Source organism: Streptomyces sp. AC558_RSS880, from assembly GCF_019049255.1.
GTDB lineage: Bacteria > Actinomycetota > Actinomycetes > Streptomycetales > Streptomycetaceae > Streptomyces.
The window spans coordinates 31446-56341 of record NZ_JAGMUJ010000191.1; the positions used below are offsets into that span (position 1 = coordinate 31446).

17 protein-coding genes are annotated in these 24896 nt (G+C 73.0%); 8 read left to right on the top strand and 9 right to left on the bottom strand.

Features of this window, described 5'->3' with window-relative positions; genetic code table 11:
* Positions 1-194: 194 nt before the first annotated feature.
* From KUM38_RS39975 to KUM38_RS39990, 4 genes are all read left to right on the top strand, one after another.
* Entirely contained in the window at positions 195-917 is a 723-nt protein-coding gene (locus KUM38_RS39975; protein ID WP_217137049.1) for a TetR/AcrR family transcriptional regulator, read from the top strand.
* A 44-nt stretch (positions 918-961) separates the two neighbouring features.
* On the top strand, positions 962-1471 hold the full coding sequence (locus KUM38_RS39980) for a DUF4334 domain-containing protein (protein WP_217137050.1): 510 nt from the start codon (positions 962-964) through the stop codon (positions 1469-1471).
* A complete protein-coding gene (locus tag KUM38_RS39985; RefSeq protein ID WP_217137051.1) occupies positions 1468-2559 on the top strand; it encodes an NAD(P)-dependent alcohol dehydrogenase in 1092 nt (363 codons plus the stop codon). The genes KUM38_RS39980 and KUM38_RS39985 overlap by 4 nt, the downstream gene beginning before the upstream one ends.
* A 121-nt stretch (positions 2560-2680) precedes the next feature.
* Positions 2681-3877, top strand: a complete 1197-nt coding sequence (locus KUM38_RS39990) for a TetR/AcrR family transcriptional regulator (RefSeq protein WP_217137052.1) — start codon at positions 2681-2683, stop codon at positions 3875-3877.
* A gap of 126 nt (positions 3878-4003) precedes the next feature.
* Here the strand turns inward: KUM38_RS39990 and KUM38_RS39995 are convergent, their stop codons facing one another.
* Entirely contained in the window at positions 4004-5203 is a 1200-nt protein-coding gene (locus KUM38_RS39995) for an oxygenase MpaB family protein (RefSeq protein WP_217137053.1), read from the bottom strand.
* A 199-nt stretch (positions 5204-5402) separates the two neighbouring features.
* Between KUM38_RS39995 and KUM38_RS43165 the strand changes: the two genes are divergently transcribed.
* On the top strand, positions 5403-5741 hold the full coding sequence (locus tag KUM38_RS43165) for a hypothetical protein (RefSeq protein WP_217137054.1): 339 nt from the start codon (positions 5403-5405) through the stop codon (positions 5739-5741).
* A 196-nt stretch (positions 5742-5937) separates the two neighbouring features.
* On the opposite strand, the gene KUM38_RS40005 is transcribed toward KUM38_RS43165, so the two are convergent.
* From KUM38_RS40005 to rpmG, 5 genes are all read right to left on the bottom strand, one after another.
* The gene (locus KUM38_RS40005) at positions 5938-7857 is read right to left on the bottom strand and encodes an ABC transporter ATP-binding protein (RefSeq protein WP_217137055.1); all 1920 of its coding nucleotides are present in this window, start codon (positions 7855-7857) and stop codon (positions 5938-5940) included.
* A 196-nt stretch (positions 7858-8053) separates the two neighbouring features.
* Complete coding sequence (gene rpsR / locus KUM38_RS40010; RefSeq protein ID WP_217137056.1) at positions 8054-8296, bottom strand: 30S ribosomal protein S18; 243 nt, start codon at positions 8294-8296, stop codon at positions 8054-8056.
* A gap of 120 nt (positions 8297-8416) precedes the next feature.
* Positions 8417-9592, bottom strand: coding sequence for a GTP-binding protein (locus KUM38_RS40015; RefSeq protein WP_308409157.1), 1176 nt, complete (start codon positions 9590-9592; stop codon positions 8417-8419).
* Positions 9589-9846, bottom strand: a complete 258-nt coding sequence (locus tag KUM38_RS40020; protein ID WP_217137057.1) for a type B 50S ribosomal protein L31 — start codon at positions 9844-9846, stop codon at positions 9589-9591. The genes KUM38_RS40015 and KUM38_RS40020 overlap by 4 nt, the downstream gene beginning before the upstream one ends.
* A 5-nt stretch (positions 9847-9851) precedes the next feature.
* Positions 9852-10016 (bottom strand): 50S ribosomal protein L33, encoded by a 165-nt coding sequence (rpmG, locus tag KUM38_RS40025; protein ID WP_037927404.1) that lies wholly within the window; start codon positions 10014-10016, stop codon positions 9852-9854.
* Between the two features lie 81 nt (positions 10017-10097).
* Here rpmG and rpmB point away from each other — a divergent pair, with 81 nt between their 5' ends.
* Both rpmB and rpsN read left to right on the top strand, forming a co-directional pair.
* Positions 10098-10334 carry a 50S ribosomal protein L28 gene (rpmB, locus tag KUM38_RS40030; RefSeq protein WP_217137058.1) on the top strand — a complete coding sequence of 79 codons (237 nt, stop codon included), beginning with the start codon at positions 10098-10100 and terminating at the stop codon, positions 10332-10334.
* The gene (gene rpsN / locus KUM38_RS40035) at positions 10334-10639 is read left to right on the top strand and encodes a 30S ribosomal protein S14 (protein WP_217137059.1); all 306 of its coding nucleotides are present in this window, start codon (positions 10334-10336) and stop codon (positions 10637-10639) included. Before rpmB ends, rpsN begins: the two co-directional genes overlap by 1 nt.
* Positions 10640-10725: 86 nt before the next feature.
* Here the strand turns inward: rpsN and KUM38_RS40040 are convergent, their stop codons facing one another.
* A complete protein-coding gene (locus KUM38_RS40040) occupies positions 10726-10938 on the bottom strand; it encodes an MbtH family protein (protein ID WP_217137060.1) in 213 nt (70 codons plus the stop codon).
* Between the two features lie 93 nt (positions 10939-11031).
* Here KUM38_RS40040 and KUM38_RS40045 point away from each other — a divergent pair, with 93 nt between their 5' ends.
* A complete protein-coding gene (locus tag KUM38_RS40045; protein WP_217137061.1) occupies positions 11032-12153 on the top strand; it encodes an alpha/beta hydrolase-fold protein in 1122 nt (373 codons plus the stop codon).
* A gap of 84 nt (positions 12154-12237) precedes the next feature.
* Here the strand turns inward: KUM38_RS40045 and KUM38_RS40050 are convergent, their stop codons facing one another.
* Together KUM38_RS40050 and KUM38_RS40055 are read right to left on the bottom strand one after the other, a co-directional pair.
* On the bottom strand, positions 12238-13938 hold the full coding sequence (locus KUM38_RS40050; protein ID WP_217137062.1) for an ABC transporter ATP-binding protein: 1701 nt from the start codon (positions 13936-13938) through the stop codon (positions 12238-12240).
* Positions 13925-24853: a non-ribosomal peptide synthetase gene (locus tag KUM38_RS40055; RefSeq protein WP_217137063.1), complete on the bottom strand. Its 10929-nt coding sequence runs from the start codon at positions 24851-24853 to the stop codon at positions 13925-13927. The genes KUM38_RS40050 and KUM38_RS40055 overlap by 14 nt, the downstream gene beginning before the upstream one ends.
* Positions 24854-24896: the final 43 nt, after the last annotated feature.

Below are 24896 nucleotides of genomic sequence, written 5' to 3' on the forward strand. Positions count from 1 at the left end.
AACGTAGGAGTGCGATGCGGGTCGGTCAACTCCCCCTGCGGTACTTGTTTTTGTGGATCGACACGAGGAAAGTGAACACAGGCCGACCGTCGGCCGCCGGGATTTCCTGATCGATCGCTAAGCAACTGGAGGGAGGTGTGCCGGACTCACGGCCGTACGATGTCGCCGATCGCCGCCCGTCCCGAGGAGAGTCGTTGAACACCGCGCCGAGCCAGGACCCCACACCACCGGCGGAGCACTGGCGCTCCTACGGACCGCTCGACCTGCACCCGATCCTGGTGCGCGCCATGGAGGCCTTCAACGAACAGGGCTACCACGGCACTTCGGTCCGGGACATCGCCGGCCGGGTCGGCGTCACCGTGCCCGCGCTGTACTACCACTACGAGAACAAGCAGGCGCTGCTGGCCACGCTCCTCGAGACGTCCATCAAGGACGTCCTGGACCGCTGCCGGGCCGCGGCCGGGGAGGCCGGGGACGATCCGCTGGCGCGCTTCTGCGGCATGGTCGAGTCGATCGTGCTGCACATGACCCACCGGCAGCAACTGGCCTTCCTGGACACCGAGATACGCAGCCTGGAGCCCGCGAACCGGGCACGCTACGTCGCCCTGCGCGACTATCTCGAGCACATGCTCCTTGACACCGTCGAGGCGGGCCGCGCCCAGGGCGTGTTCACCACGCCGATCCCGGCCGACGCGGTGCGTTCGGTGCTCGTCATGTGCCAGGGGGTCGCCAACTGGTTCCGCGAGGACGGCCCGCTCACCGCGGAGGAGGTCGCCGAACGCCACGTGCTGCTGAGTCTCGGCACGGTGGGCCACCCCGGCGCGGTCACCGGCGACCTTCCGCTGCCGTTCCCGCGGCGCTCCTCCCGGCGGCCGGGGCGGCCGTCTCCCGCGCACCCCGCACCGGCACCCTCCTGACGTTCCGCTTCCACCGTGTCAGCACCGACGAGAGGACACCCGCCATGGACGTGCTCGACGCCCGCGCCCGGTTCGAGGAGCTCCGGGAGAAGGACGGCCCGGTCGACCCCTGCGAACTCGACGAGATCTGGGCGGCGCTGGACACCGTCCGCCCCGAGGACATCCTCGGTGAGTGGAAGGGCGGCGAGTTCGACACCGGTCACCCCCTCAACGGCGAGCTGGCGAAGGCCGGCTGGTACGGCAAGACGTTCGCCGCCGTGCACGACGCCAAGCCGCTGATCTGCCGTGCCGAGTCGGGTGAGCTGTACTCCCACGTGGAGCTCGGCAAGGGCGAGGCCAGCCTGTGGACCGTCGAGTTCCGCGGCGAGTCGACGGCCACCATGGTCTATGACGGCCGGCCGGTCTTCGACCACTTCAAGCAGGTGGACGACACCACGCTGATGGGGATCATGAACGCCAAGGGGGTCCCCGCCGAGGGCCCCTTCTACTACTTCTTCCTCGAGCGCGTCTCCGGGACCCCGCACGGGGGCCCGCGGGCCGGCGAGGGCTCGTGAGGCGCGTCCGCGCCGCGGTCACCGAGGCGCCGGGCGCCCCGTTCACCATGCGGGACGCGGACCTCGAGGACCCACGGCCGTACGAGGTGCTGGTGCGGACGACCGCGGTCGGCGTCTGCCACACCGACCTGGCGATGCGGGACACCTGGCCCCGGCGGCTCACCCCGATGGTCTTCGGCCACGAGGGCGCCGGCCGCGTCGAGGCGGTGGGCGAAGAGGTGACCGGCGTCGCGCCCGGAGACCACGTCTGCCTCACCTTCGCCAGGTGCGGCGCCTGCGAGCAGTGCGCGGCGGGCCACCCGGCCTACTGCCACGCCGCGCGGGACCTGAACTTCTCCGGTGGACGCGCCGACGGCACCACTCCGCTCTCCGTCGACGGCACGCCGCTCCACGCCGGCTTCTTCGGCCAGTCCAGCTTCGCCACGCACGCCGTCGTGCACGAACGCGGCGTGGTCAAGGTGCCCTCCGACCTGCCGGCCGTGGTCGCCGCGCCGCTGGGCTGCAGCGGCCAGACGGGCGCGGGCACCGTGCTCAACCGGCTGCGCCCCAGACCGGGCTCCTCACTGGTCGTCCTGGGCGCCGGCGGGGTCGGCCTGAGCGCGCTGATGGCCGCGGTGGCCGTGGGCTGCGACCCGGTGGTGGCCGTCGACCCGGTCGCCTCCCGCCGCGCCCTGGCCACCGGACTCGGCGCCGAGGCGGCCCTGGCCCCCGGGGACGGTCTGGTGGCGGCGCTGCGCGACCTCACCGACGGCGGCGCGCACCACGTCGTCGAGACCACCGGCCGTCCGGAGATGGCCCGCCGGGCCGTCGGCGTCCTGCGCCCGCGCGGCCGGCTCGCCCTCCTCGGCCTCGGCGACGAGGTGACGTTCGACGTGAGGGGCCTGCTCGCCAAGGGCGTCCGCGTCCACGGGGTGATCGAGGGGGACTCCGACCCCGGCCGCTTCATCCCGGAGCTGATCGGCCTGCACAGGCGCGGCCTCTTCCCGCTCGACCGGCTGGTCACCACGTTCCCGTTCGAGGACATCGGCGCGGCCGTGGCCGCCATGGGGGACGGCAGCGCGGTCAAGCCGGTCCTCACCTTCGCCTGACGGGCCGCTCCGGCACCGGGGACGGCGGTGCCGGACGGTGTGCCCCCGCCGGGATGCCACCGGGCCGCCTGCCGCACCGAGGGAGCCGGGCCTCCTGACGGTGTGTGATTGACTGATTCGCATGGCTCCCGCCTCCCCGTCCGCACGTCCGGCCGCGACCGCCCGACCGGCCGCGGCCACGCGGCCCCGCAACCGCAAGCAGCTGATCGTCGACGCGGCCGGGCGGGTCTTCAGCGAGCGCGGCTACCACAAGGCGTCCATGGAGGAGGTCGCCGCCGGCGTGGGCATCAGCGCGGCCGCCCTGTACCGGCACTTCCCGAACAAGTACGCGCTGTTCGCCGAGTGCGCCCACGTCATGGTGGACGGACTGGTCGCCGCGCTCGACGAGGTGCCGTCCGGGGCGGCCCTGACGGAGGTGCTCGCCGCCGTCACCCGGGTCACGATCGCTCATCGCGCGTCGGGCGGCGTGTACCGGTGGGAGGCCCGGTACCTCGACCGGGAGGACCGCCGGCGTCTCGCGGTGAAGTTCGGCCGCCTCGTCGAGCGGGTCGACGAGGCGGTGCAGCGCGAGCACCCGCTGCCCGACGGGCGGCTGCGGGCCATGGCGGCGCTCGGTGCGATCGGGTCCCTCACGATGCACCGCACCTCCATCGCCGGGCGCCGGGCCGAGGACCTGCTGCTGGCGTCCGCGCTGCGCGTGGCGGCGACCGATCCGGCGGCGGGCCGGCCGGGCGCGCACCCCGTCGAGTTGCCCGCCCGGCCGGTGCCGCGCACGCGACGCGCGGAGATCCTCGCGGCCTCCGTCCCGCTGTTCGCCCGGAACGGATTCGCCAACGTCACGAACGGACAGATCGCTCGGGCGGTCGGGCTGACCCCGTCCGCGCTCTACCGCCACTACCCCGGCAAGGTCGACATCCTGGCGGCGGCGTGCCTCCAGGCGGCGGGACTGCTGGCCCAGGGGGTGGAGCGGAGCCTGCACGGGGTGACCGGCCCGCGCGACGCCGTCGTCGCGCTGGCAGCCACGTATGTGGCCTACAGCTTCGAGTACACCGAGCTCAACAGCGTCGCCGAGGCCGAGCTCGCCGGATTGCCGGACGGCCTGCGGCGGCCCGTGGTCCTCGCGCAGCGGGAACACATCGCCGTCTGGGAACAGCAGTTGCGGCTGGCCCGTCCGGAGCTGGACCCGCGCCAGGCCCGGGTGCTGGTGCACGCGGGGTTCGGTGTGGTGGTCGAGGCGGGACGCAGACTGCGGTGGCGGGACGGCCCCGACCACCGTGAGGCCGTGACCGCTCTGGTCCTGGGCACTCTGGGTCTTTGAACGGCCGTCGGAACCCGGCGGCGACGAGGCGCCGCGTCGTGAGGCGCCCCGGGCGGGACTCACCCCGATGCCCGCCCCTCGGCCCGTCTGCCGCGGGGCGGGTACGGGTGTGACCGGTCCGACGGCTCAGCCCGGCCTGTTGCCGGTGGGGATCGTGATGGGGGTGGTGGTCCCGGAGGAACCCTTGTTGAGGAACAGCATGGCCAGGGCGCGCACGAACTGGTCGAACATGTAGAAGGTGCCGGGCATGACGGGCGACAGCCCCTCACGGAACAGGATGAACGCCGGCCATGCGGTGCGGACCAGGGCCGCCGACGCGTAGTCGCGTTTCAGCCCCAGCCAGTCGCCGACCTCGTCGCTGAGGACGTAGCGCACGAACTCGTTCAGGAACCCGCGCGTGACGCCGAGGTCGATCTGCGCGGTCAGGCCGAGCAGTTCCTCGGCCAGCGCGATGCCCTCGGTCGACGGGGTGAGGATCGGGGTGAGCACCTGCGCCGACTGCCTCTCGGCGGCCGCCCAGGTGCGGGGGATGTGCTCGTACGGCACCCCGAGCAGGTGGACGGCGACCTGCCACGAGTGCAGGAACGCCTCCTGGTCCGCGGCCGGGTACGGGATCCTCCAGTCGAGCAGCTTTCTGTGTACGTAGGTGCCCAGGCTGTGGAAGGTGACCAGGATGTCGGCGGCGCTGATCGGGATGGTCTCGTCGGCGACCGCCCGCCAGTGCGGCGACTGCGGCAGCAGATGACGCACCGCCGCGTGCACCACGCGCGTCTTGTTGGCGGTGACGACGAACTGTCCCGTCGGCCCGAAGGCCCCCAGCTCGGACAGGTCGTAGCCGAACGTGAACGTCTTGGCCGCGCGGTCCTGCATGTCGGCGCCGCCCGCGGACCAGTAGACGCTCTTGGCCTCGCGCGGAATCACGGTGCTCATGATTCCGCTGCCGAGGCCGTACAGCATGAAGAGGTACGTGTCCCTGCGCCGGTTGAAGTCGGCGGCACGGGCCAGCTTGGCGGGGTCCGCCCAGGAGGGCAGCCGGTTGACCTGCCGCAGATATGCGGCGAACTCGGCCGGCAGGCCGCTGGGCAGCGGGTCGTTGTTGTTCACCCACGACGCCCACGCGGTGTTGATCGCCGGCACGTGTCCTTTCTCGAGCATCGAAACCATCAGTGGGTCCGCCGCGTCGTCCCAGATCCACTCCGGACCGGTCCCCGCGGCGGCTCCGGTCGCCGAGCCCGTGGACGCCCACGCCTGGACGGGGTTCGCCACGCCCACGAGGCCGAGTGCGACACCGAGTGACAGGGCCTTTCGCCTGCTGAGGTTCTCCATTGACTTACCTGCTTCCCTGATGGGCCAGATGGTGCCAGGTTCCTTCGCAGACTTGCCGTTTACGCGACCGATACGTGACGGACCGTGCCGCGCCGATGTGATTTTCGATTAACATAGCGAGGTGCGTTGCTGTCGGCAATGGTGGTGACCGAGAGCCCGTCTCCCGCCCCTCCACGGCCCTACGGCGCCGGAACAGCCGGTGCCGGGCCGCACCGGCGCCGTCCTCGCCGCCCGCCTCCCCACCGATGCGACCGCCGACGGGGCCGGCGGAACCCCCGAGGACTTCCTCACCGACCTGCGGCGCTTCTACTTCGACACCGCCATCTCCACCGGCCCCGCCACCCTGCCCTCGCTGCTCGCCTTCGCCGCGCCGGAGCGCATCCTGTACGGCAGCGACTTCCCCATGCTCCCCGAGGGCTGGGGCACCGGCTTCGACACCGCGCTGGACGAGTACCCGCACGGGGAGCCCGGCCGGTTGCACGTCGTCGACCGCGGCAACGCAGAACTCCTCGTTCCGCGCCTCGGCCGGCATCCGTAGGGCCGGCCGGCGGCCACCCGGTCCCCGCGGAGGAGCCCGTCCCGCGCCCCGCTGACATCAGGCTCGCCGGAGACGTCCTGCGGGCGTGCCCCGACTTCGTCGACGACGGGCGGCCCGGAGATGGCCGGGACCGGCTCGGTCAGGCGGGACCGGCTCGGTCAGGCGGGACCGGCTCGGTCAGGCGGGACCGGCTCGGTCAGGCGGGTCCGGTGCTCGTGCGAGCCTGCGGGGACGTCTTCCAGTCCCGGTCCGGCGCCGGTTCGGGTGGTCCCGGCAGCCCGGTGAGACCGGCTGCCGGTGGATCGTCACCGGGGGCCGGGCCGGTGCTCTCGCCGAGGAAGCCGCCCGACTGGTGCTGCCACAGCTTGGCGTAGGCGCCGTCCGCCGCGAGCAGTTCCTCGTGGGTGCCCTGCTCGACGACGCGTCCGCGGTCGAGGACGACGAGACGGTCCATGCCGGCGACGGTGCTCAGACGGTGGGCGACCACGAGGGCCGTACGTCCGTCCATCAACCGCCACAGGGCGTCCTGGACGAGGAGCTCGCTCTCCGAGTCCAGCGCGCTGGTCGCCTCGTCCAGCAGCAGGACCGGGGCGTCGCGCAGGATGGCCCTGGCGAGGGCGACGCGCTGGCGCTGGCCGCCCGAGAGTTTCACTCCCCGCTCCCCCACCAGGGTGGCGAAGCCGTCGGGGAGTTGGTCGGCGAACTCCGTGACGTGTGCGGCCGCGGCCGCCGCGTGGATCTCCTCGTCGGTGGCGCCGGGCCGGGCGAAGGCGATGTTGTCCCGCAGGCTGCGGTGGAACATGGCGGGTTCCTGCGGGACGTAGGCGATCAGTGAGCGCAGGTCGTTCTGGCGCAACAGGCTGATGTCCTGACCACCGATCAGGACGCGTCCGCCGTGGATGTCCGACATCCGCAGCAGGAGCCGGGTGAGCGTGGTCTTGCCGCCGCCGGACCTGCCGACCAGGCCGATCCGTGCGCCTGCGGGCACCTCCAGGTCGAGTCCCCGGAAGATCGGCTTCGCACCCGCGTGGGCGAAGGTCACCGCTTCGAAGCGGATGCCGGTGTCCCGCGGTGCGAGCGGCTCGGGTTCCGCCGGGTCCAGCACGGTGGGCGGATCCAGCAGCAGTTCCGTGAACTGCGCGGCCTCGGTCATCGAGCTCTCCAGACGCCGGTAGATCTGGTTGAACTCGAACATGATCTGGGTCGCGTTGGAGTAGTAGGTGAAAGCGACGACGATCTCCTCCACTCCCTGCCCCGGGCCCCCGAGGGCGACGGCGACCAGCAGACCCAGCACGTTGGTCAGCACGGACATGGGGGCGATCAGGGTGTCGACGCGCAGATTGCCGTAGTCCCACGACTTCAGCGTCAGGCGCCGGGAGTCCGCGACGCGGCTGCGGTGTTCGTCGGCCTCCCGCCGCTCGGCCGCGAACGCCCGGATGGTCTCCATGTTGGCGAGGCTGTCGGCGACGTGGCCGGAGACCCGGGCGATCGCCGCCTCACGGTCGTTGACCAGCCTCTGCCGGCGACGGATCAGCGGTGTCGCGGCCACCACGGTCAGCGCGATCATCACGAGGAGGCCGGCGACGAGCACGGGTTCGTAGTGCCAGAGCACCACGGCACCGAACACGAGGGGGACGAGGCTGCCCACGATCCGGTACGTCAGTGTGTCGACGAAGTCCTCGAAGCGTTTGCCGAAACTCAGCACCCGTTTGGTCAGGGAGCCGGCGAAGTTGTCGTGGAAGAACGCGGCGTCCTGGGCGAGGAGTTCGTCCATGCCGCTCACGTAGAGGTGTTCCATGCCGAGGGCGTCCACGCGGTTCAGGCAGTGCAGCCCGATCCGCCACACGATCTCGGCGAGCAGCAGCACCGCGCCGAAGCCCAGCACGTACGGCAGCGCCGAAGTGAGGGTGAGACCGCCCTCGTCGGCGGCCTGCCCCGCCAGTTTGGCGATCAGCAGGGGGGCGATGTAGCGGATTCCGATGTTGCCCACGGCCGGCAGCAGCAGCGCGGGCAGGGCCAGCCGTCGCAGTCTCAGCAGTTCCCGGCCGTAGCGGCGCAGCGCGAGAACGACCGCGCTCCTGCCCGGCGCCGGCCCCTGCGTATCTGTTGTCGCCATCACACTCCTGGAGGTCGGAGCTCGGAAGTCTTCCGTTGGAAGACGGCTCCGGTCCAGGCATTTACCACGTACGGGTGAGAACCGGACACCGTGAGCGGGGCCGTGCGGCCGTTCCCCGCCCGGCGGGTTCTCGGGAGCGCGAAACGGTGTTCGCCCCGTCTCGCGGACGGGGCGAACACCGTTTCAGCGACGGGCTTCAGCCCTGTCGGGAGCCGTACGGCAGCAAGGCCATCTCGCGCGCGTTCTTGACGGCCCGCGCTATCTGCCGCTGCTGCCGACGTGTCACATGGGTCACCCGGCGGCTGCGGATCTTCCCCCGGTCGGAGATGAACCTGCGCAGCAGATCGGTGTCCTTGTAGTCGACGTAGGTGATGCCGGCGGCATCCAGCGGGTTGGCGCGTTTCGCGGTGCGCCGGTCGGCGCCTGTACGTCGGGGCATGGTGGGGGCGTTCCTTTCTTCGCACACGATGCGGTGCGTGCGCGGCCGGGACACGGCGCCGCCCGGAGGGCGAGGGAGCCCCTCTCCTCGGACGGACCGCCGTCGGGGCGGGAGGGGGCTTCAGGTCACCGGGTCGAGCAAGTCGTCGAAGGCGTGCGGAAGTTGTTCCCAACGACTCCTTCCCGCCGCGTACTCGTCATCGGTGAGCAGGCACGAGTCGAGGAGGGTGAGCAGGCCGTCGCGGTCCAGGCCGGGTGCGGTGAAGGTGAGGTACTGGCGGCGGTCGCCGTGCTCCGGGTGCCAGTCCACCGAGGCGGCGACGCGGCGTTCCGCGGGCACCATCTCCCAGGCGGCGTCGGGCAGGGCCGCCAGCCAGGGCCCGGCCGACTCCACGCACAGCGCGCCGCCCGCGGCGTCCCAGGACAGCAGGGTGTCGGGGCGGTCCGCCAGCCAGAACCGCCCACGGCTGCGCGCGGCGGCGCAGGTCAGGTCCTCCAGCGCCGCGTAGAGGCGCTGCGGGTGGAAGGGCCGCTCGCGCCGCCAGACGAAGGTGCTCACACCGTGCTCGTCGCATTCCTGCGGCAGCAGCGCGCACGCGGGATGCACGCGGGCGGTGGCCGCTTCGGGGTCGAAGCCCGCCAGCAGGGCGGCGCCCAGGGCCCCGCTCCCCACCGGCACCTTGCGCGCGCCGGGCGTGAGCTGGGCGAGCAGCGCGTGGTCGCCGGCGTCGGCGGCCTCGCGGTCCTCCCCGTGGGGGCCGTCCTCGACGACGGCGATCACCGTGGGGTACTCCAGTTGCCGGGCGAAGGTGTCGGCGATCGTGCGCCGGTCGGCCGGGGCGGCGGCGAGGCCCGCCTCGGCGAGGTCGTCGCCGTTGGACAGGTACGGCAGGACCAGGGCCGGGTCGACCACGGTGGCCACCCCGGTCAGTGCGAGCGGCGCGCCCTCGGACGCGATGACCGGGGCCATGCCGTGGGGCTCGACGGAGTCCCACAGTTCCACGACGGCCAGCCGGTGGCCGCCCGCTTCCGCGAGCCGCGTCAGTTCCGGGACGAGGTCCTCACGCAGCGCGCAGCACGCGCAGTCGTTCACCAGGGGCGCGTCGCCGCTGCCGAGCAGGCCGTCGGCGTCGCGTACGGTCCGACGCACCGAACCGTCGACGGCGGACGTCAGGTCGTGGTGCAGGGCGACCGAACCGGGAACCGTGCGCAGGATCTCGTCGACGGCGGCCCGGCGGGCGTCGGCGTGCAGTCCGGCGACGATCGCGACCGGCAGCCGGGTCCGGCCCCCGCTCACCGTCCGCTCCGGTCGCGTCCGTAGCGCCGCTCGAAGCGCTCGACCCGTCCCGCGGTGTCCAGGACGCGCTGGGTTCCGGTGTAGAAGGGGTGGCTCGCCGAGGAGATCTCGACGTCGATGACGGGGTAGGTGTTGCCGTCCTCCCATTCGACGGTCCGGTCGCTGGTGGCCGTCGACCGGGTGAGGAAGGCGAAGTCGGCGGCCCGGTCGCGGAAGACGACGGGGCCGTACGGGGGGTGGATTCCGGGCTTCACGGTGGTCAGCGCTCCTCACGGAAGTCGACGTGGCGCCCGGCGATCGGGTCGTACTTGCGCAGCGTCAGACGGTCGGGGTCGTTACGGCGGTTCTTGCGGGTCACGTAGGTGTAGCCGGTGCCGGCGGTGGACCTCAGTTTGATGATCGGACGCAGTTCGTTGCGGGCCATGGACCGCACTGTACACGGTATTGAATTTCATTTTCATCTAGCTGCTAGTGTGCTGCCACTGACCGACCTCGAGGAGGAACTTTGTCCGCCCACTGCCAACTCACCGGCCGGAAGCCCGGCTTCGGGCATCAGATCTCGCACTCCCACCGGCGGAGCAAGCGCCGCTTCGACCCGAACGTCCAGCGCAAGCGCTACTGGCTGCCGAGCGAAGGCCGCCACGTCCGGCTCACCCTGTCCGCCAAGGGCATCAAGACGGTCGACACGATCGGCGTGGAGGCCGCGGTCGCGCGCATCCGCGCCCGGGGAGGGAAGGTCTGATGGCGAAGAAGAGCAAGATCGCGAAGAATGAACGGCGGCGACTCGTCGTGGCCCGCCACGCCGAGCGCCGCGCCGAACTGAAGGCGGTCATCGCGTCCGTCCGGACGTCCGACGAGGAACGCGCCGCCGCCCAGCGGGAGCTGCGCCGGCAGCCCCGCGACGCCAGCGCCACCCGCGTGCGCAACCGCGACTCCGTGGACGGCCGCCCCCGCGGTCATCTGCGCGCCTTCGGCCTGTCCCGCATCCGCCTGCGCGAGATGGCCCACGCGGGCGAACTGCCGGGGGTCACCAAGAGCAGTTGGTGACGCGCGCCCGGTCCGCGCCCGGCGTGACGTCCGGGTGACCGCCCGCCGTCACCGGCCGGTCCGGTCCCGGACCGGCCGGTGGCGGGTCAGCCGTCGGCGGACGCCGAGAGGGAGCGGGGGCGCAGGTCGGTCCAGTGGGCCTCGACGAACTCCAGGCACGCCTCCCGGGAGTTCTCCTCCAAGGCGACCGTCCACCCGCCGGGCACCGCCGCGAAGGACGGCCAGAGGGAGTGCTGGCCCTCGTCGTTCACCAGGACCAGGAACCGGCCTTCGGTGTCGTCGAAGGGGTTGGTGCTCATGCTGAGTGCCTCCCGGTCAAGCCACGATTAGGTTAGCCTCGCCTAATTGGCATGAGCCTAGCTTTTCCCCTCCCCCCTCACAAGGAGACGTTCATGCGGGGCCTCGCGGCCGGTACGAAGGGCGACTTCGACGAGTTCGGACTGCCCGGCACACCCGGCACCGACGCGTTCTGGGCCGCGGTGCGGACACCCGTGTCGGTGCCCGCCGGCGACGGCGGCTGGGTGACCTTGTTCCTGTGGCGCGGCCCCGGGGCGGCGAGCATCGACTTCGAGAGCTGGTCGGAGCCGGTGCGCCTGGACCGATGGGGCGACACGGACTGCTGGTACGCCGAGGTGCGCATGCCCGCGCGGCTCCGGGTGACCTACCGGTTCCTCGTGGACGGCGCGGCCTTCGCCGACCCGTTCAACCCGGCCGGTGCGGGCGGCGACCGGTCCGTCGCGGCGACGCCGGACGCCCCGGCCCAGCCGCACTGGCCCGACCTCGGCGCCGAGGACGTCCTCCCCGTGCCGCGCACCCGGATCCGCTGGAACAGCGAGCGGCTCGGCGGGCGGCGCACCGTGCGGGTCCATCCGGTGGACGGCGGCGGGCCGGTGGTCCTGCTGCTCGACGGGGACGACTGGCTGTACCTGCACCCGGCGACGACCGCGTTCGAGTCGGCCGTGGCCGCCGGCGCGATGCCTCCGGTCACGCTCGTCTTCCTGCCGGCCAAGGACCGCACGGCCGAGTTCGGGTGCCGGCCCGAACTGTGGGAGGCGGTCCGGGACGAACTGCTGCCGCTGGTGGCGGAGACCGGCGTGCCCGCCGACCGGGACCGGCTGGTGGTCGCGGGGCAGAGCCTCGGCGGGCTGAGCGCGCTGTACGCGGCCCTGGAGTTCCCGGACCTGGTCTCCCGCGTGGCCTGCCAGTCGGGGGCGTTCTGGTGGACGCCCGATGCCGCCGGCCTGGCGGACCCGTTGGGCGGCCCGGCCGGCGGCGCCGTCGCCGCACGCCTGCGGGGGCGGTCCGGCCTGTCCGGTCTGCGGGTCGCGTTCGACGTGGGGGAACACGAGACGCGGATGCTCCCCCACTGCGCCCTGGTGGAGGACCTGGCCGAACGGGCCGGTGCGACCGTACGGGTCTCCCGCTCGGCGTCGCACCACGACCGGGCGGGCTGGCGCCACGCCCTGCTGCGCGACGTCGCCTGGGCGCTCGGGGCACCGCCGGGAGAGGGATGAGTCAGCCGGGGGCCGGTGGGGGCCGGTCGCGCCCCGCGGCGGGGCCGCACGGGCGACGCGGCCCCGCCGGCCCTCCGGGGAACGTCAGCGTGCCACCGCCGCACAGTAGTCCTCGTCGGTGGCCAGCAGGTTCCGGTGGGTGTCCTCGGCGGTGACGATCCCGTCGTCCAGGACGAGCACACGGTCGGCGGCGTCCAGCAGGGCCGGGCTGCTGGTGATCACGACGGTGGTACGGCCCCGGCGCAGCTCGGCGATGCCCCGCGCGACGAGCTGCTCGGTGACGGCGTCGACGGCCGTCGTCGGGTCGTGCAGGACGAGGACGTCGGCGTCCGCGGCCAGGGCGCGGGCCAGGGACAGCCGCTGGCGCTGTCCCCCGGACAGGTTCGCGCCGCGGTCGCGGACGGCGTAGTCGAGTCCTTCGCGGTGCAGGGCCACGACGTCGGTCAGCATGGACGCCTCGACGGCCTCGGGGACCAGCCGGCTGGTCCCCGACGGGTCGATGTTCGTGCGGAGCGTACCGGCGAAGATCTCCCCGTCGTACGGGTTCACCAGCATGTGCTCGCGGACCGCCTCGACCGACAGCTCCGCGAGTTCCCGCCCGCCGACCCGCACCACTCCCTCGTAGGCGTGGGGCGGCACGTTGACGGCCAAGATCGACGCGAGGTCGGCCGCCGCGCGCGGCCGGTAGGCGGCGATCGCCACGAACTCGCCCGCGGCCACCTGGAACTTCAGCTTGTTCAGGGATCCGTACCGTACGCAGTCGACCTCGAGGCCGCCGCCCGCGGCCGGCCGCTCCGGTCCCGGTTCGGTCACCGGCGGCGCGGTCAGCACCAGCGCCATCCGCTCGGCCGACGCGCGCGCCACCATCACGTACTTCGGCATCTCCGAGAACAGTTTCAGCGGTTCGATGATGAACTGCGCCAGTCCCACGGCCATGACGAGCTCCCCGATGCTGATCCGGCCGTCGAACGCCAGCCATCCCGCCGTCAGGGTCACGGCGGCGGCGAGGACCGCGTTGAGGGCCAGCGCGGTGCCCGCGTACACGCCGTTCACCTTGGCGACGGTGACGGCCTGGAGCCTCGCCTCCGTGCTGACCTTCCGGTAGGACCGGAAGGCCGCGTGGTTGCCGCCGAAGCCGTGCAGCGGGCGCAGGCCGGTGATCAGGTCGGCGACCTTCGCCCCCGCCCGCGCCACCCGGGCCTGCTGCTCCCGGGTGCTGCCGCCGATCCGCCGGGACATCACGCTCAGGACCGTCAGGATCGCGGCGGTGCCCGCGATCACCAGCAGGCCGAGCCGGATGTCGGCGACACCCAGCGCGACCGCCGCGACGAGCACGGCCACCAGCGAGCTGATCAGCAGCGGCACCACCTCGATGATGTCGGCGGTCTGGTCGGCGTCCTCGGTGGCGATGGTCAGCACCTCGCCGGACTTGAGGTCGACGTCCCTGGCCACCGGCTGGAGTCCGCAGGCCGCGACCTTCACCCGCCAGCGGTGTGCCTCCGTGGTGTTGGCCTTCTGCAGGATGCGCATCCCGAACCGCCACGACAGCGACACCGTCGTGATGATCACGGCGAGCGCGGCGATCGACAGGGCGAGCAGGCCGGGGCTCCGGTCCCGCATCGTGTGCTCGACGATCAGGCCGAGCGCGATGGGGAAGGCGGTCTCACCGGCCTGGTACAGGCCCATGAGGACGGTGCCACCGGCCATCGCGCCGATGTTGCGGCGCAGGGCGGTGCGCAGGATGTCGGACCCCGGGCGGGGCCTCTGTGCGTCAGGAGTGGTCATCGATGTGGCGGGCAATCGCTTCCGGGGTGCGCAGGGTGAACAGGTCGCGGATCGTGACGACAGGACCGTACTCCCGGCGGAGCAGCCCGATCAGCCGCACCGCCAGCATGGAGTGCCCTCCGAGGGACACGAAGTCGCTCACCGCGCTCACCTCGTCGTCGTCCAGGTCCAGTGCCTCGGCGAAGAACTCGCACACCACGGTCTCCGTCTCGGTCTCCGGTCCCCGCTCCCCCGCCGTGGTCAGCGCGCCCAGCGGCTTGGCCTCCGGCAGCGCCCTGGTGTCGGCCTTCCCGTTCACCGTCAGCGGGATGGCGTCGACCCGCGCGTAGTGCGTCGGGCGCAGGAAGTCCGGCAGTCCGGCGCCCACTTCGGCGGCCACGGCCGCCAACTCCGCCCCTTCCAGCACGAGGTAGGCGGCCAGCCGGTACGCGCCGTCGACCCCCGGGTCGGGCTGGGCGACCGCGGCGGCGAACCGCACCGCCGGATGGGCCGCGAACGCGGCCTCGACCTCGCCGGGTTCGACCCGGTGGCCGCGTATCTTGACCTGCTGGTCGGTGCGGCCCAGGTACATCAGGTTGCCGTCCGGCCGGCGGGCCACGAGGTCCCCGGTGCGGTACATGCGCTCACCCGGCGCACCGAACGGGCACGCGACGAACCGGTGCGCGGTCTGGGCGGGCTGGCCGAGGTAGCCGCGCGCGATGCCGACGCCCGACACGTACAGCTCACCGGGCACCCCGTCCGGCAGCGGCCGCAGCCACGGATCCAGTACGTACACGTCCGTGTTGTCGATCGCCACGCCCACCACCGGGTCCTGGCACTCGAAGGTGCCGACGCCGAGGGTGTTGATGGTGTACTCGGTGGGTCCGTAGAGGTTGTAGCCGACCGTTCCCTCGGTCTCGGCGAGCCGCCGCCACAGCGTCGGGGTGACGGCCTCGCCGCCCAGCAGCACCAGCGCCGGGCGCCGCTCCGGGTCGTCGAGCAGGCCCTCCGCCACGAGCTGCTGCGCGTAGGTGGGGGTCACGTTGACGACGTCGATCCCGTGCTCCAGGCAGTACGCGACCAGGCGTGGCGCGTCACGGCGCAACTCCTCGTCGCAGATGTGGACCTCGTGTCCGTCGGCGAGCCACAACAGCTCCTCCCACGACATGTCGAAGGCGAACGACACGGTGTGCGCGATCCGGAAGACCCGGTGGCCGTGCTCCGCCAGCACCGGCTCGAAGATGCGGCGCTGATGGTTGACCAGCATGTTGGTGAGCCCGGCGTACTCGGTCACCACGCCCTTCGGCTTCCCGGTCGATCCGGAGGTGTAGATCGTGTACGCGGGATGCCGCAGACGGTCCGGGTCGTCCGGCGCGAACGTCAGGTACGGCTCGGCCTCGGGCAGGGGACGGTCCAGCTCGATCAGGTCACCGGTGAGCCCGGTCAGCCGGGGCGCGACGGAGCCGACGGTGAGGATCACGTCCGGGCGGGCGTCCGCGACGATCGCCGCGATCCGCTCGTCCGGGTGGTCCAGCTCCAGCGGCACGTACGCGGCGCCGGTGCGCAGTACGGCGAACAGGGCGACGATCGAGTCGAGGGAGCGCGGGATCGCGAGACCCACGGTCGTCTCGGGTCCGAGGCCGCGCCCGGCGAGCACGCCCGCCACCGCGCGGCTGCGGTCCCGGAGTTCGGCGAAGGTCATGGACGAGCCGTGGGCGACGAGCGCGGTCCGCTCCGGGGCGCGGTCCGCCGCCCGGTCGAACCGGTCGACGACGGTGTCCGTGCCGACGTCCGTGCGTTCACCCGGCGACGGCTGCGCGCCGAGGCCCGGCAGTGCGCCCACCGGTCCGGTGGCCCGGGCCAGGTCGTCGAGCACGCGCAGGTAGTCGTCGAGGAGACGGCGGGCCCTCCCGGTGTCACCGACGCGGTGCTCCAGCTTGACCGTGAGCCGGTCGCCGGGGGTGACCACCCAGGTGTACGGGTAGTGCGTGGAGTCGTCGGCCTTCACCGAGGTGATGCCGTGCGTGGCGTTCATCTCGGCGAACGCGTCCATGTCCAGGAAGTTCTGCAGCACGAACAGGTTGTCGAACAGGGTGTCGTGCCCGGCGGCCCGCTGGATCTCGCCGAGCCCCAGGTGCTCGTGCTCCATCGCCTCGACCCTGGTCGCCTGTACGGCCGACAGGTACTCCCGGACGGTGTGGTCGGGCCGTGCCCGGGTCCACAGGGGCACGGTGTTGAGCAGCACGCCGACGATGCCGGACAGTCCCTCGCCCTCGCGGCCGGAGACGGTCACGCCGAACACCGCGTCGCCGCGGCCGGTGTGCGCGCCCAGCAGCAGGCCGAACGCGCCGGTGAGGAGCGAGTTCAGCGTGACACCGTGTGCCCTGGCCGCCTCCCGCACCAGGTCGGACCGTTCGGCGGACAGGGTGTGCACGAGGGCGTGCGGGAGGTCGTCCGAGAGGGCCGGCGCCGGTCCGGCGAGCAGGGTCGGGCCGGGGAGCCCCGCCAGGTGCTCCGCCCAGAAGCGTTCCGACGCGGCGGTGTCCCTGGCGGCGAGCGCCCGGGCGTGGTCCTCGAAGCTCGGCGTCGCCGGGACCGGATCGGCCACATCGCCCGCGACGGCGGCACGGTAGGCGTCGAAGAGGTCCCGCAGCACGATCTCGCGGGACCAGCCGTCCCACAGCAGCAGGTGGTAGCTGAGCAGCAGGCCGTCCCGGTCGTCGGGCAGGCGCACCACGGTCAGCCGGATCAGCGGCGGCTCACCCGGATCGAACCCCGTGTCCCGGTCCCGGGCACGCAACTCCTCGACCTCCGCGTCCGTCGACAGGGAGACCGTGCGGACGCCGACCCGCCGGCCCGCCTTGAGCACCTGGACCGGGTTGCCGTCGTCGTCGGTGGTGAAGCCGGCGCCCACGACCGGGTGCCGCCCGATGACGTGGGCCATCGCCTCGGCCAGCGCGTCGGTGTCGAGGCGCCGGTCGAAGGTGAACCAGTTCTGCGCCACGTAGTGCCCGGCCGGGCCCGCCAGCTGGGCCTGGAAGAACAGGCCCCGCTGGAGCGGGGTGACCGGCGCGGTGCGCTCGGCCGTGACGGAGGCGTCCGCGATGTGCTCCAGTGCGCTCAGCCAGTGCCCGGTGATCTCGTCGGGGACGCCCTCGGCGAGGGTGAAGGCCGCGCGCAGGGACCCGGTGGTCTCGTCGAGCCACGCGTTGACCTCGACGGCGTACGGGCTGCCCGGTTCGCCCCCGGTGAGGTGCAGCGCCCGGGACTCGCTGCCCCGGCCGAGGTAGTTGAACAGCACCTGCGGGCGGGCCGTGAGCAGCGGTGCCGTCTGCGGGTTGAGGTACCTGAGCCGGCCGTACGCGACGTGCGCGTGCTCGTCCGGCTGGCGCTCGGCCACCTCGCGCGCCGCCGCCACGGGGTCGGTGTGGGCCGTGAGGCGTACGGGCGCGATGGAGGTGAACCAGCCGACCGTGCGGGTGTAGTCGTGGTGCTCGAGGGCCGGGACCCGGCCGTGCCGCTCCAGTTCGATCGCGAGATCGGTGGGTGACGGCTGGATCCGTGTCAGCGCGGTGCGCAGGGCGCCGCACAGCAGCTCGGTGAGGCCGACGCCGAGCGCGGCGGGTGCCGTGCGCGTGAGGCGGTCGCTCACCTCGGGGGCGAGCACGACGGTGGTCTCGCGCGGCTCCCCGGGCGCCGGCAGCAGTGCGGGTGCCCGGAGCGTGGTGACCCAGTGGCCGAGGTCGTCGACGGCCTGTCCCGACCGGAGCGTCAGGGCTTCGGCGTACTCGGCGTACGACGTCGTCGCCGGGGCCGGGGTTCCCCCGCGCAGGGCGGTGGCCAGGTCGTCGAGCAGGATCAGCCAGGACACCGAGTCGACGGCGAGGTGGTGCACGGTGACCACGAGGGTCCGGGGCGCCTCCAGCCACGCGAACGCGACGACGTCCCCGGACTCGGGGTCGAGCCGCCCGGCCGCCTCGTTCGCGACGGCCGTCGCGTCGGTGGTGTCCGGCCGTGCGACGGCGACGTCGCGGGCGGGCTCGGTGCGCAGGGTCCACACGCCGTGCTCGGTGCGCAGCCGCAGCCGGAGGACCGGGTGCGCGGCGACCACGGCGTTCGCGGCGCGCCGGACGTCCGTGAAGCGGGCGCCTTCGGGGACGTCGAGGGTCCTGGCCTGGGCGAACCGGGTGAGGGAGCCGCCCAGTTCGCGTTGGCGGAGGATGATCGGGGTCGGCGTCAGGGGCCCGTCCTCGCGGCGGGCGGGAGCGGGCGCGGCACCGGCCCGGGGGGTCTGCGTCCCCAGGTGCTCCGCGAGCGCCCGCGGTGTCCTGAGCAGGAACACGTCCCGGGGTGCGATCGGCAGGCCGAGTGCCCTGGCCCGGTTGACCACGGTGATGGCGACGATGCTGTCGCCCCCGGCACGGAAGAAGTCGGTGTCGGCGTCCACGGCCGCGCCGGGCAGCGCCCGGGTGAAGACGTCCACGAGTGCGGCGGTGGCCGCGTGTCCGTCCGCGGGTGCCTCGTGGCCGGCCGTGCCGTTCCCCGTGCTCCTGCGGGCGTGTTCGGTCAGGGCCTTGCGGTCGAGTTTGCCGTTGACCGTCAGCGGCAGGGCGTCGATCGTGAGGACCCGGCCCGGAACCATGTGCGCGGGCAGTTTCCCGGCCAGCGGGGCGGTGAGGTCGCCGGGGGTGCGGCCCACCACGTGCGCGACCAGGTGGTCTCCGGTGTCCGCCACCGTGACGGCGGCGTCGACCACGCCGTCGAGCTCCCGGATCGCGGACTCCACCTCGCCCAACTCGACGCGGAAGCCCTTGAGTTGCACTTGGTCGTCGGCACGCCCGATGAACTCCAGCTCGCCGTCGAGGGTGCGGCGGGCCAGGTCGCCCGTGTGGTACATGCGGGAGCCGTCGCCCGCGAACGGGTTCGCCACGAACCGGCCCGCGGTGAGGCCGGGCCTGCCCAGGTAGCCGAGCGACACCTGGTCGCCGGCGACGTAGATGGCGCCCACCCGGCCGGGCGGCACCGGCCGGAGCCGGTCGTCGAGGAGGTGGGTGACCAGGCCGGGAAGGGGGCCGCCGATCGGGCTGACGTCATCGCCGGGGCCGAAGTCCTCGTCGGTCAGCACCCGGTGGGTGACGTGGACGGTGGTCTCGGTGATGCCGTACATGTTGACCAGTTCGGGCGACGCGGTGCCGTGCCGCTCGACCCAGCCGCGCAGCCGGCCGAGGTCCAGCGCCTCCCCGCCGAAGACGATCCGGCGCAGCGCGGGCAGCGGCTCGCCGGCCAGCCGGTCCGCCTCGGCGAACTGGTAGAACGCCGACGGGGTCTGGTTGAGCACGGTCACTCCGCGCTCGCGGACCAGGCGGTGGAAGTCGACCGGGGAGCGGGTCAGCCCGTACTCGGGCACCAGCAGCTCACCGCCGTGCGCCAGCGCGCCCCACAGCTCCCAGACCGCGAAGTCGAAGGAGAAGGAGTGGAACTGGACCCACACGTCGTCCGGGCCGAAGCCCATGTCCGGCTGTGTACGGGCGAGCAGGGTCACCACGCCGGCGTGCGGGACGACGACGCCCTTGGGCCGGCCGGTCGATCCGGAGGTGTAGATGACGTACGCGGGGTCGTGCCAGTCGGCCCCGGGTGCGGGCCCGGCGGCATCCGCCGGTGGCGGTTCCTCTCCCTGGACGAGCACGCGGGCCGCGACACCGGCCCGGCTGAGGAGCTCTGTGAAGCGGTCGCGCTGCTCGCGGTCCACGAGGACCACTTGCGGGGCCGCGTCGGCGAGGACGTACTCCAGCCGTTCGTCCGGGTACGCCAGGTCGAGCGGTACGTACGCGCCGCCCGCGCCGACGATCGCGACCAGCGCGACGACCTGCTCGACGGAGCGCGGGACGGCGACGGCCACCAGCTTGCCCGGACCGACCCCGGCCGCGCGCAGGGAGGCGGCCAACTCGTCCTTCGCCTGCGCCAGTTCACCGTAGGTCAGGGACCGGGTGGTGCCGTCGAGGCCGCACTGGGTGACGGCGGTGGCGGCGGGGTCGCGGCGCGCGGCGGCGTCGAAGAGTCCGCCCAGGGTCGTCGGGGTGACGGGGGCGGGGCGTCGACCGCTCTCCGGCTCCAGGTCCGCGACCGGGGTGTCCGGGCGGGTGAGCAGGCGGGTCAGCGTGCCGGTGAACGTGCGCAGGATCGCCCGGGCGGTCGTCTCCCGCAGCAGTTCACCGTCGTGGATGAGGTTGAAGCGCGGGCGGCCGTCGGGGGCGCGCTCGACGACGAGCGTCAACGGATAGTGCGGGGCGCCCTCGTTGACGATGCCGGTGATGGCCAGGGTGTCGCCGGGCCGCCGCAGGGAGGCCGCGTCGGTGGTCACGTCGAACACCACGAGGGTGTCGAAGAGGGGCCCGGAACCGGCCTGCCGGCCGATCCTCGCCAGTGACACGTGCTGGTGCGGCAGGACCGCGCTCTGGTGGTCGCGCACCGAGGACAGCAGGTCGCCCGCCGTGGTGCCGGAGGACCAACGGGCGCGTACGGGGATGGTGTTGATGAACAGGCCCACCATGTCCCCGATGCCGGGCACCTCGGCGTCGCGGCCGGACACCGTGGAGCCGAACACCACGTCGTCGCTCCGCAGGATGCCGCCGAGGGTCAGGGCCCAGGCGCTGTGCACGGCCACGCTCAGCGGCACGCCCGCCTCGCGGGCGACGGCGTCGATGTCGTCCTCGGGCTCCACGGCGGTGTCGGCGAACCGGTCGGACGGGGTGTGGTCCTCGGCGACCAGCGACGGGCCGGGCAGGCCGGCGAGTTGCTCGCGCCACACCCGGTCGCTCTCGTCGGCGTCGCGTCCGGCGAGCCAGTGCACGTAGTCGGCGAAGCTGTCGGCCGGGTGCACGGTTCCCGGTGCGTGGTACTCGGCCAGCAGCGCGCGGAGCATCGGCGGGACGGACCAGCCGTCGGCGATGATGTGGTGCACGGTCTGCACCAGGACGCTGTGGCCGGGGCCGCCGCGGACGAGGGTGCAGCGCATCAGCGGGCCGGTGGCCAGGTCGAAGCCGGCGCGGCGGTCGCGTTCGGCGAGGTCGCGCAGGTCCTCGTCGGTGATGCCGGGGCGGTCGGTCACGGTGAAGGGGACTTCGACGCCGTTCTCCAGCACGGAGACCACGCGGCCGTCGGCGAGGGCCGTGAAGCGGGCGGCCAGGTTGGGGAAGAGCGTGAGCAGCCGGGTGGCCGCCGCCGCGAGCCGGCCGGCGTCCACCTCGCCGTCCAGGGTGAGGAGTTGCTGCTCGACGTAGGCGCCCGCCGAGTCGTCGTCGAAGACGGAGTGGAAGTACAGGCCCTCCTGCAGCGGGGTCAGCGGCAGGATGTCGCGCAGTGCCGGGCCGTCCAGGGCGTCGACGTCGCTCTGTGTGAGCGGTACCAGGGGGAAGTCGCTGGGCGAGTGGCCGCCCCGGTCGAGTGCGGCGAGTCCGGCGAGGGCGGTGCGGAAGTATTCGCCGAGGGTGGTGATGTCCTCGTCGGTGAACATCCCGTCGGGCCAGGAGATCGTGGTGACCAGTTCGTACGCGCCGTCGGCGGCGGGTTCGGCGATCGCGTTGAACTCCAGGGCGCGCGGCAGGCGCATCCGGGGGTCGCGCCTCTCGCCCAGCCGGCCGGTGGTGCCCGCCAGTTGCCAGTCGCCGGGGGCGCCGGCGGCGAAACGGCCGAGGTAGTTGAAGAGCACCTGGGGTGCGGGGGCGTCGAACTCCGTGCCGGTCAGGTACCGCAGGGCACCGTAGGAGACGCCGTTGTCCGGTACCCGGGCGAGGTCCTCCTTGACGGCCTTGAGGGCGGCGGTCAGGTACGCGGACGCGGTGAGGTCGGGCGCCGTTCCGGGGTCCACCGTCACCGGGAAGAGGGTGGTGAACCAGCCCACGGTCCGGGACAGTTCCGGCTCGAAGCCGGCGGAGTCCGCCACGAACCCCGCCTCGCGGCCGTGGCCCTCGAGCTCGATGTGCGCGAAGGTCTGGTCCTGGCCGAGGTCGCGGCGCCGGCGGGCGAGGGCGACGGCGAGCGCGGTGAGCAGGACGTCGTTGACGCCGGCGTGGAACTTCGCGGGGATCTCGCCCAGCAGCGCGGCCGTGACCTCGGGACCGACCGTGACGGTCCGCAGGCGCTCGCCCGCGACGGTGTCGTCCTCGGACAGGGCGCGCCGGCCCAGCGGCAGGTCCCGGCCCGGCAGGGGACGCCGGTGGTAGGAGCTGTCCGCGTCGAAGGCGGCGCGTTCCAGCAGCTGCGTCCAGCGCCGGAACGACGTGCCCACCGGGGGCAGTTCGACGGGCGTGCCGGAGGTGAGCTGTCGCCAGGCGGTGGCCAGGTCCTCCATCAGGACGCGCCAGGACACCCCGTCGATCACCACGTGGTGCGCCACGAGGACGAGTTGGCGTGCCGCACGGCGCCAGACGGCCCGCAGCATCACGCCGGCCGCGGGGTCCAGCCCGTCGGTGGCGAGGGCGACGCACTCGTCGAGCGGGCGGTCGCTCTCCTGCCATCCGGCCGCGGCCCCGTCCGCCTCCGGGATGTCGAAGCTCCAGGGTTCGCCGCGCACCAGCCTGGCGCGCAGCATGTCGTGGTGCCGGACCACGGCGGTGAGGATCTCGTCGAGGGCGTCGGCGGTCAGGTCCGCCGGGGTGTTCAGCACCACCGACTGCACGAAGCCGTCGATCGCGTCGGTGGTCTCGCCGAGCCACTGGACGACGGGCGATCCGACGACGGAGCCGGTCGGGACGTCGCGGTGGTCCACGGCAAAGACGTCCTCACGGCTCGCCACCGCCGCCAGCGCCCCCACGGTGGTGTGGGTGAAGACCTGCCGCGCCGTGACGTGGAGACCGGCGGCACGCAGCGCGCTCAGCAGCGAGATCGCCAGGATGCTGTCCCCGCCGAGCTGGAAGAAGTCCTGGTCGGCCCCGACCTCCTCGAGCCGCAGCACCGCCGCGACCGCCGCGCACACCGCGCGCTCGTTCTCGGTGGCGGGCGGCACGAGCGTGCCCGTCGGGACCGCGGGTTCCGGCAGGGCGTTCCGGTCGAGCTTGCCGTTCGCGGTGAGCGGGAACTCCGTCAGGACGACGATGTGGGCGGGCACCATGTACTCGACCATGTGCTCGCGGGCCCACGCCTTGACCTCGTCGGCCCGCAGGTCCTCGCTTCCGGCGGCCGGGATGACGTACCCGACCAGGTAGGTGCCGCCCGCCGTGTTCTTCTTCGGGACGACGCAGGTGTGCCGTACCCCGGGGTGCTCGGCGAGTCCGACCTCGACGTCCTCGATCTCCAGCCGCATGCCGCGGATCTTGACCTGGTTGTCGGCGCGGCCGAGGAAGTCCAGTGATCCGTCCGGGTTGTACCGTGCGAGGTCACCGGTGCGGTACAGCCGGGACCCGTCGTCGGCGAAGGGGTTCGCCACGAACCGGGAGGCGGTCAGGCCGGGCGCGTTGACGTAGCCGCGCCCCAGGAGGAAGCCGCCCACGTACAGTTCGCCGCCGGCCCCGAACGGGACCGGGCGCAGTTCGTCGTCCAGGACGTACAGCCGGGTGTTGGGGTTGGCCCTGCCGATCGACGTGGACAGGCGTTCCGCCGCGCCCCGGTAGATGACGTGCGAGACGCCGATGGTCGTCTCGGCGGGGCCGTAGCCGTGGTACATGGGGATGTCGAGTGTGGCGCGGAACCGCTCGTACAGCTCCGGGGTCAGCACCTCGCCGCCGCACCACACGTGCCGCAGGCTGTCCAGCCGGCCGGAGTCGCCGGCGATCTCCAGCAGCACGTCCAGCATGGACGACACCAGGTAGGTGAAGGTGACGCGCTGCTCTTCGATCACGCTCAGCAGGTGGTGCGGGTCGCGTTCGCCGCCGGGCCGCAGGACGACCAGCCGGCCGCCGGAGACCAGCGGCAGGAATATCTCGTTGATGGAGATGTCGAAGGACAGCGGAGCCTTGAACAGGGACGCGTCGTCGTGGCCGAAGCGCAGGATCTCGTCGACCTGCCACAGCAGGCGCTCGCTGATCGCCTCGTGCCGGATCATCGCGCCCTTGGGCCGCCCGGTCGAGCCGGATGTGAAGATCACGTAGGCGAGGGCGTCACCGGGGAGGGGGACGCCGGTCTCCCCGGTGGGGTGGGAACCGTACCGCCAGTCGGCGAGGTCGACGGCGACGGCCTCCGGTTCGGCCGGGTCGTGCCCGCCCGAGTCGTTGAGCTGGAGGACGACCCGGGCGTCCTCGATGACGACGGCCCGGCGGGCGGCGGGCCACTGCGGGTCGAGGGGGACGAACGCGCATCCGGCCTGGAGCACGGCGAGCAGGCCGATCACCATGTCGGCGGAGCGGCCCAGTGAGATGCCGACGACCTGTTCGGCGGTGAGTCCGCGTGCGACGAGGTGGTGGGCCAGCTGGCTGGACAGCTCGGCGGTCTGACGGTAGGTCAGCGAGCGGTGTTCGTCGACGACGGCGACGGCGTCCGGCCTGGTGCGCGCCTGCTCGCGGAACATCTCCACGATGGTCGGCCGGGCCCGGTCGGCGTCGGTGTCGTTCCACTCGGCCAGCGTCGCGAGCCGCGCCGCCACGCTGGACGGGCCGATGGTGCCGAGCGGCCGGTCCGGGAAGTCGGCGAGGTCGTCCAGGGCGAGCTGGGCGCCGGCCGGCAGGACGCCTTCCGGGGCGGTGATGCTCAGGCCGTCCGCGCCGTCCGCGCCGACCCGCCAGCCGGCGGGCGCCGTCCCGCCGTTGTCGACCCAGCCGAGGACGTCGGCGAACAGGGTGCCGGGGGTCAGGTCGATGCCGTCGGGGCTCAGGCCGGTAGCCCAGTACGACAGCCCGATGGCACTCGCCTCGGCGATGGTCCTGTCGGAGTAGTCGCCGGTGCGCCGACGTACGTCGGCCAGGCGTGCGGGAGAAAGCAGTACGACACGAGCGTTCGGTTCCATCGACGACTCAACGCCCTTTCTCGGCATGAAAGTCAGTCCCACC

Excerpts from the sequence above, each read along its gene's own strand:
- KUM38_RS39980 (WP_217137050.1), top strand. The coding sequence starts at position 962 with ATGGACGTGCTCGACGCCCGCGCCCGGTTCGAGGAGCTCCGGGAGAAG.
- KUM38_RS39990 (WP_217137052.1), top strand. The coding sequence starts at position 2,681 with ATGGCTCCCGCCTCCCCGTCCGCACGTCCGGCCGCGACCGCCCGACCG.
- KUM38_RS39995 (WP_217137053.1), bottom strand. The coding sequence starts at position 5,203 with ATGGAGAACCTCAGCAGGCGAAAGGCCCTGTCACTCGGTGTCGCACTC.
- KUM38_RS40005 (WP_217137055.1), bottom strand. The coding sequence starts at position 7,857 with ATGGCGACAACAGATACGCAGGGGCCGGCGCCGGGCAGGAGCGCGGTC.
- rpsR (WP_217137056.1), bottom strand. The coding sequence starts at position 8,296 with ATGCCCCGACGTACAGGCGCCGACCGGCGCACCGCGAAACGCGCCAAC.
- rpmG (WP_037927404.1), bottom strand. The coding sequence starts at position 10,016 with ATGGCCCGCAACGAACTGCGTCCGATCATCAAACTGAGGTCCACCGCC.
- rpsN (WP_217137059.1), top strand. The coding sequence starts at position 10,334 with ATGGCGAAGAAGAGCAAGATCGCGAAGAATGAACGGCGGCGACTCGTC.
- KUM38_RS40040 (WP_217137060.1), bottom strand. The coding sequence starts at position 10,938 with ATGAGCACCAACCCCTTCGACGACACCGAAGGCCGGTTCCTGGTCCTG.
- KUM38_RS40045 (WP_217137061.1), top strand. The coding sequence starts at position 11,032 with ATGCGGGGCCTCGCGGCCGGTACGAAGGGCGACTTCGACGAGTTCGGA.
- KUM38_RS40050 (WP_217137062.1), bottom strand. The coding sequence starts at position 13,938 with ATGACCACTCCTGACGCACAGAGGCCCCGCCCGGGGTCCGACATCCTG.
- KUM38_RS40055 (WP_217137063.1), bottom strand. The coding sequence starts at position 24,853 with ATGGAACCGAACGCTCGTGTCGTACTGCTTTCTCCCGCACGCCTGGCC.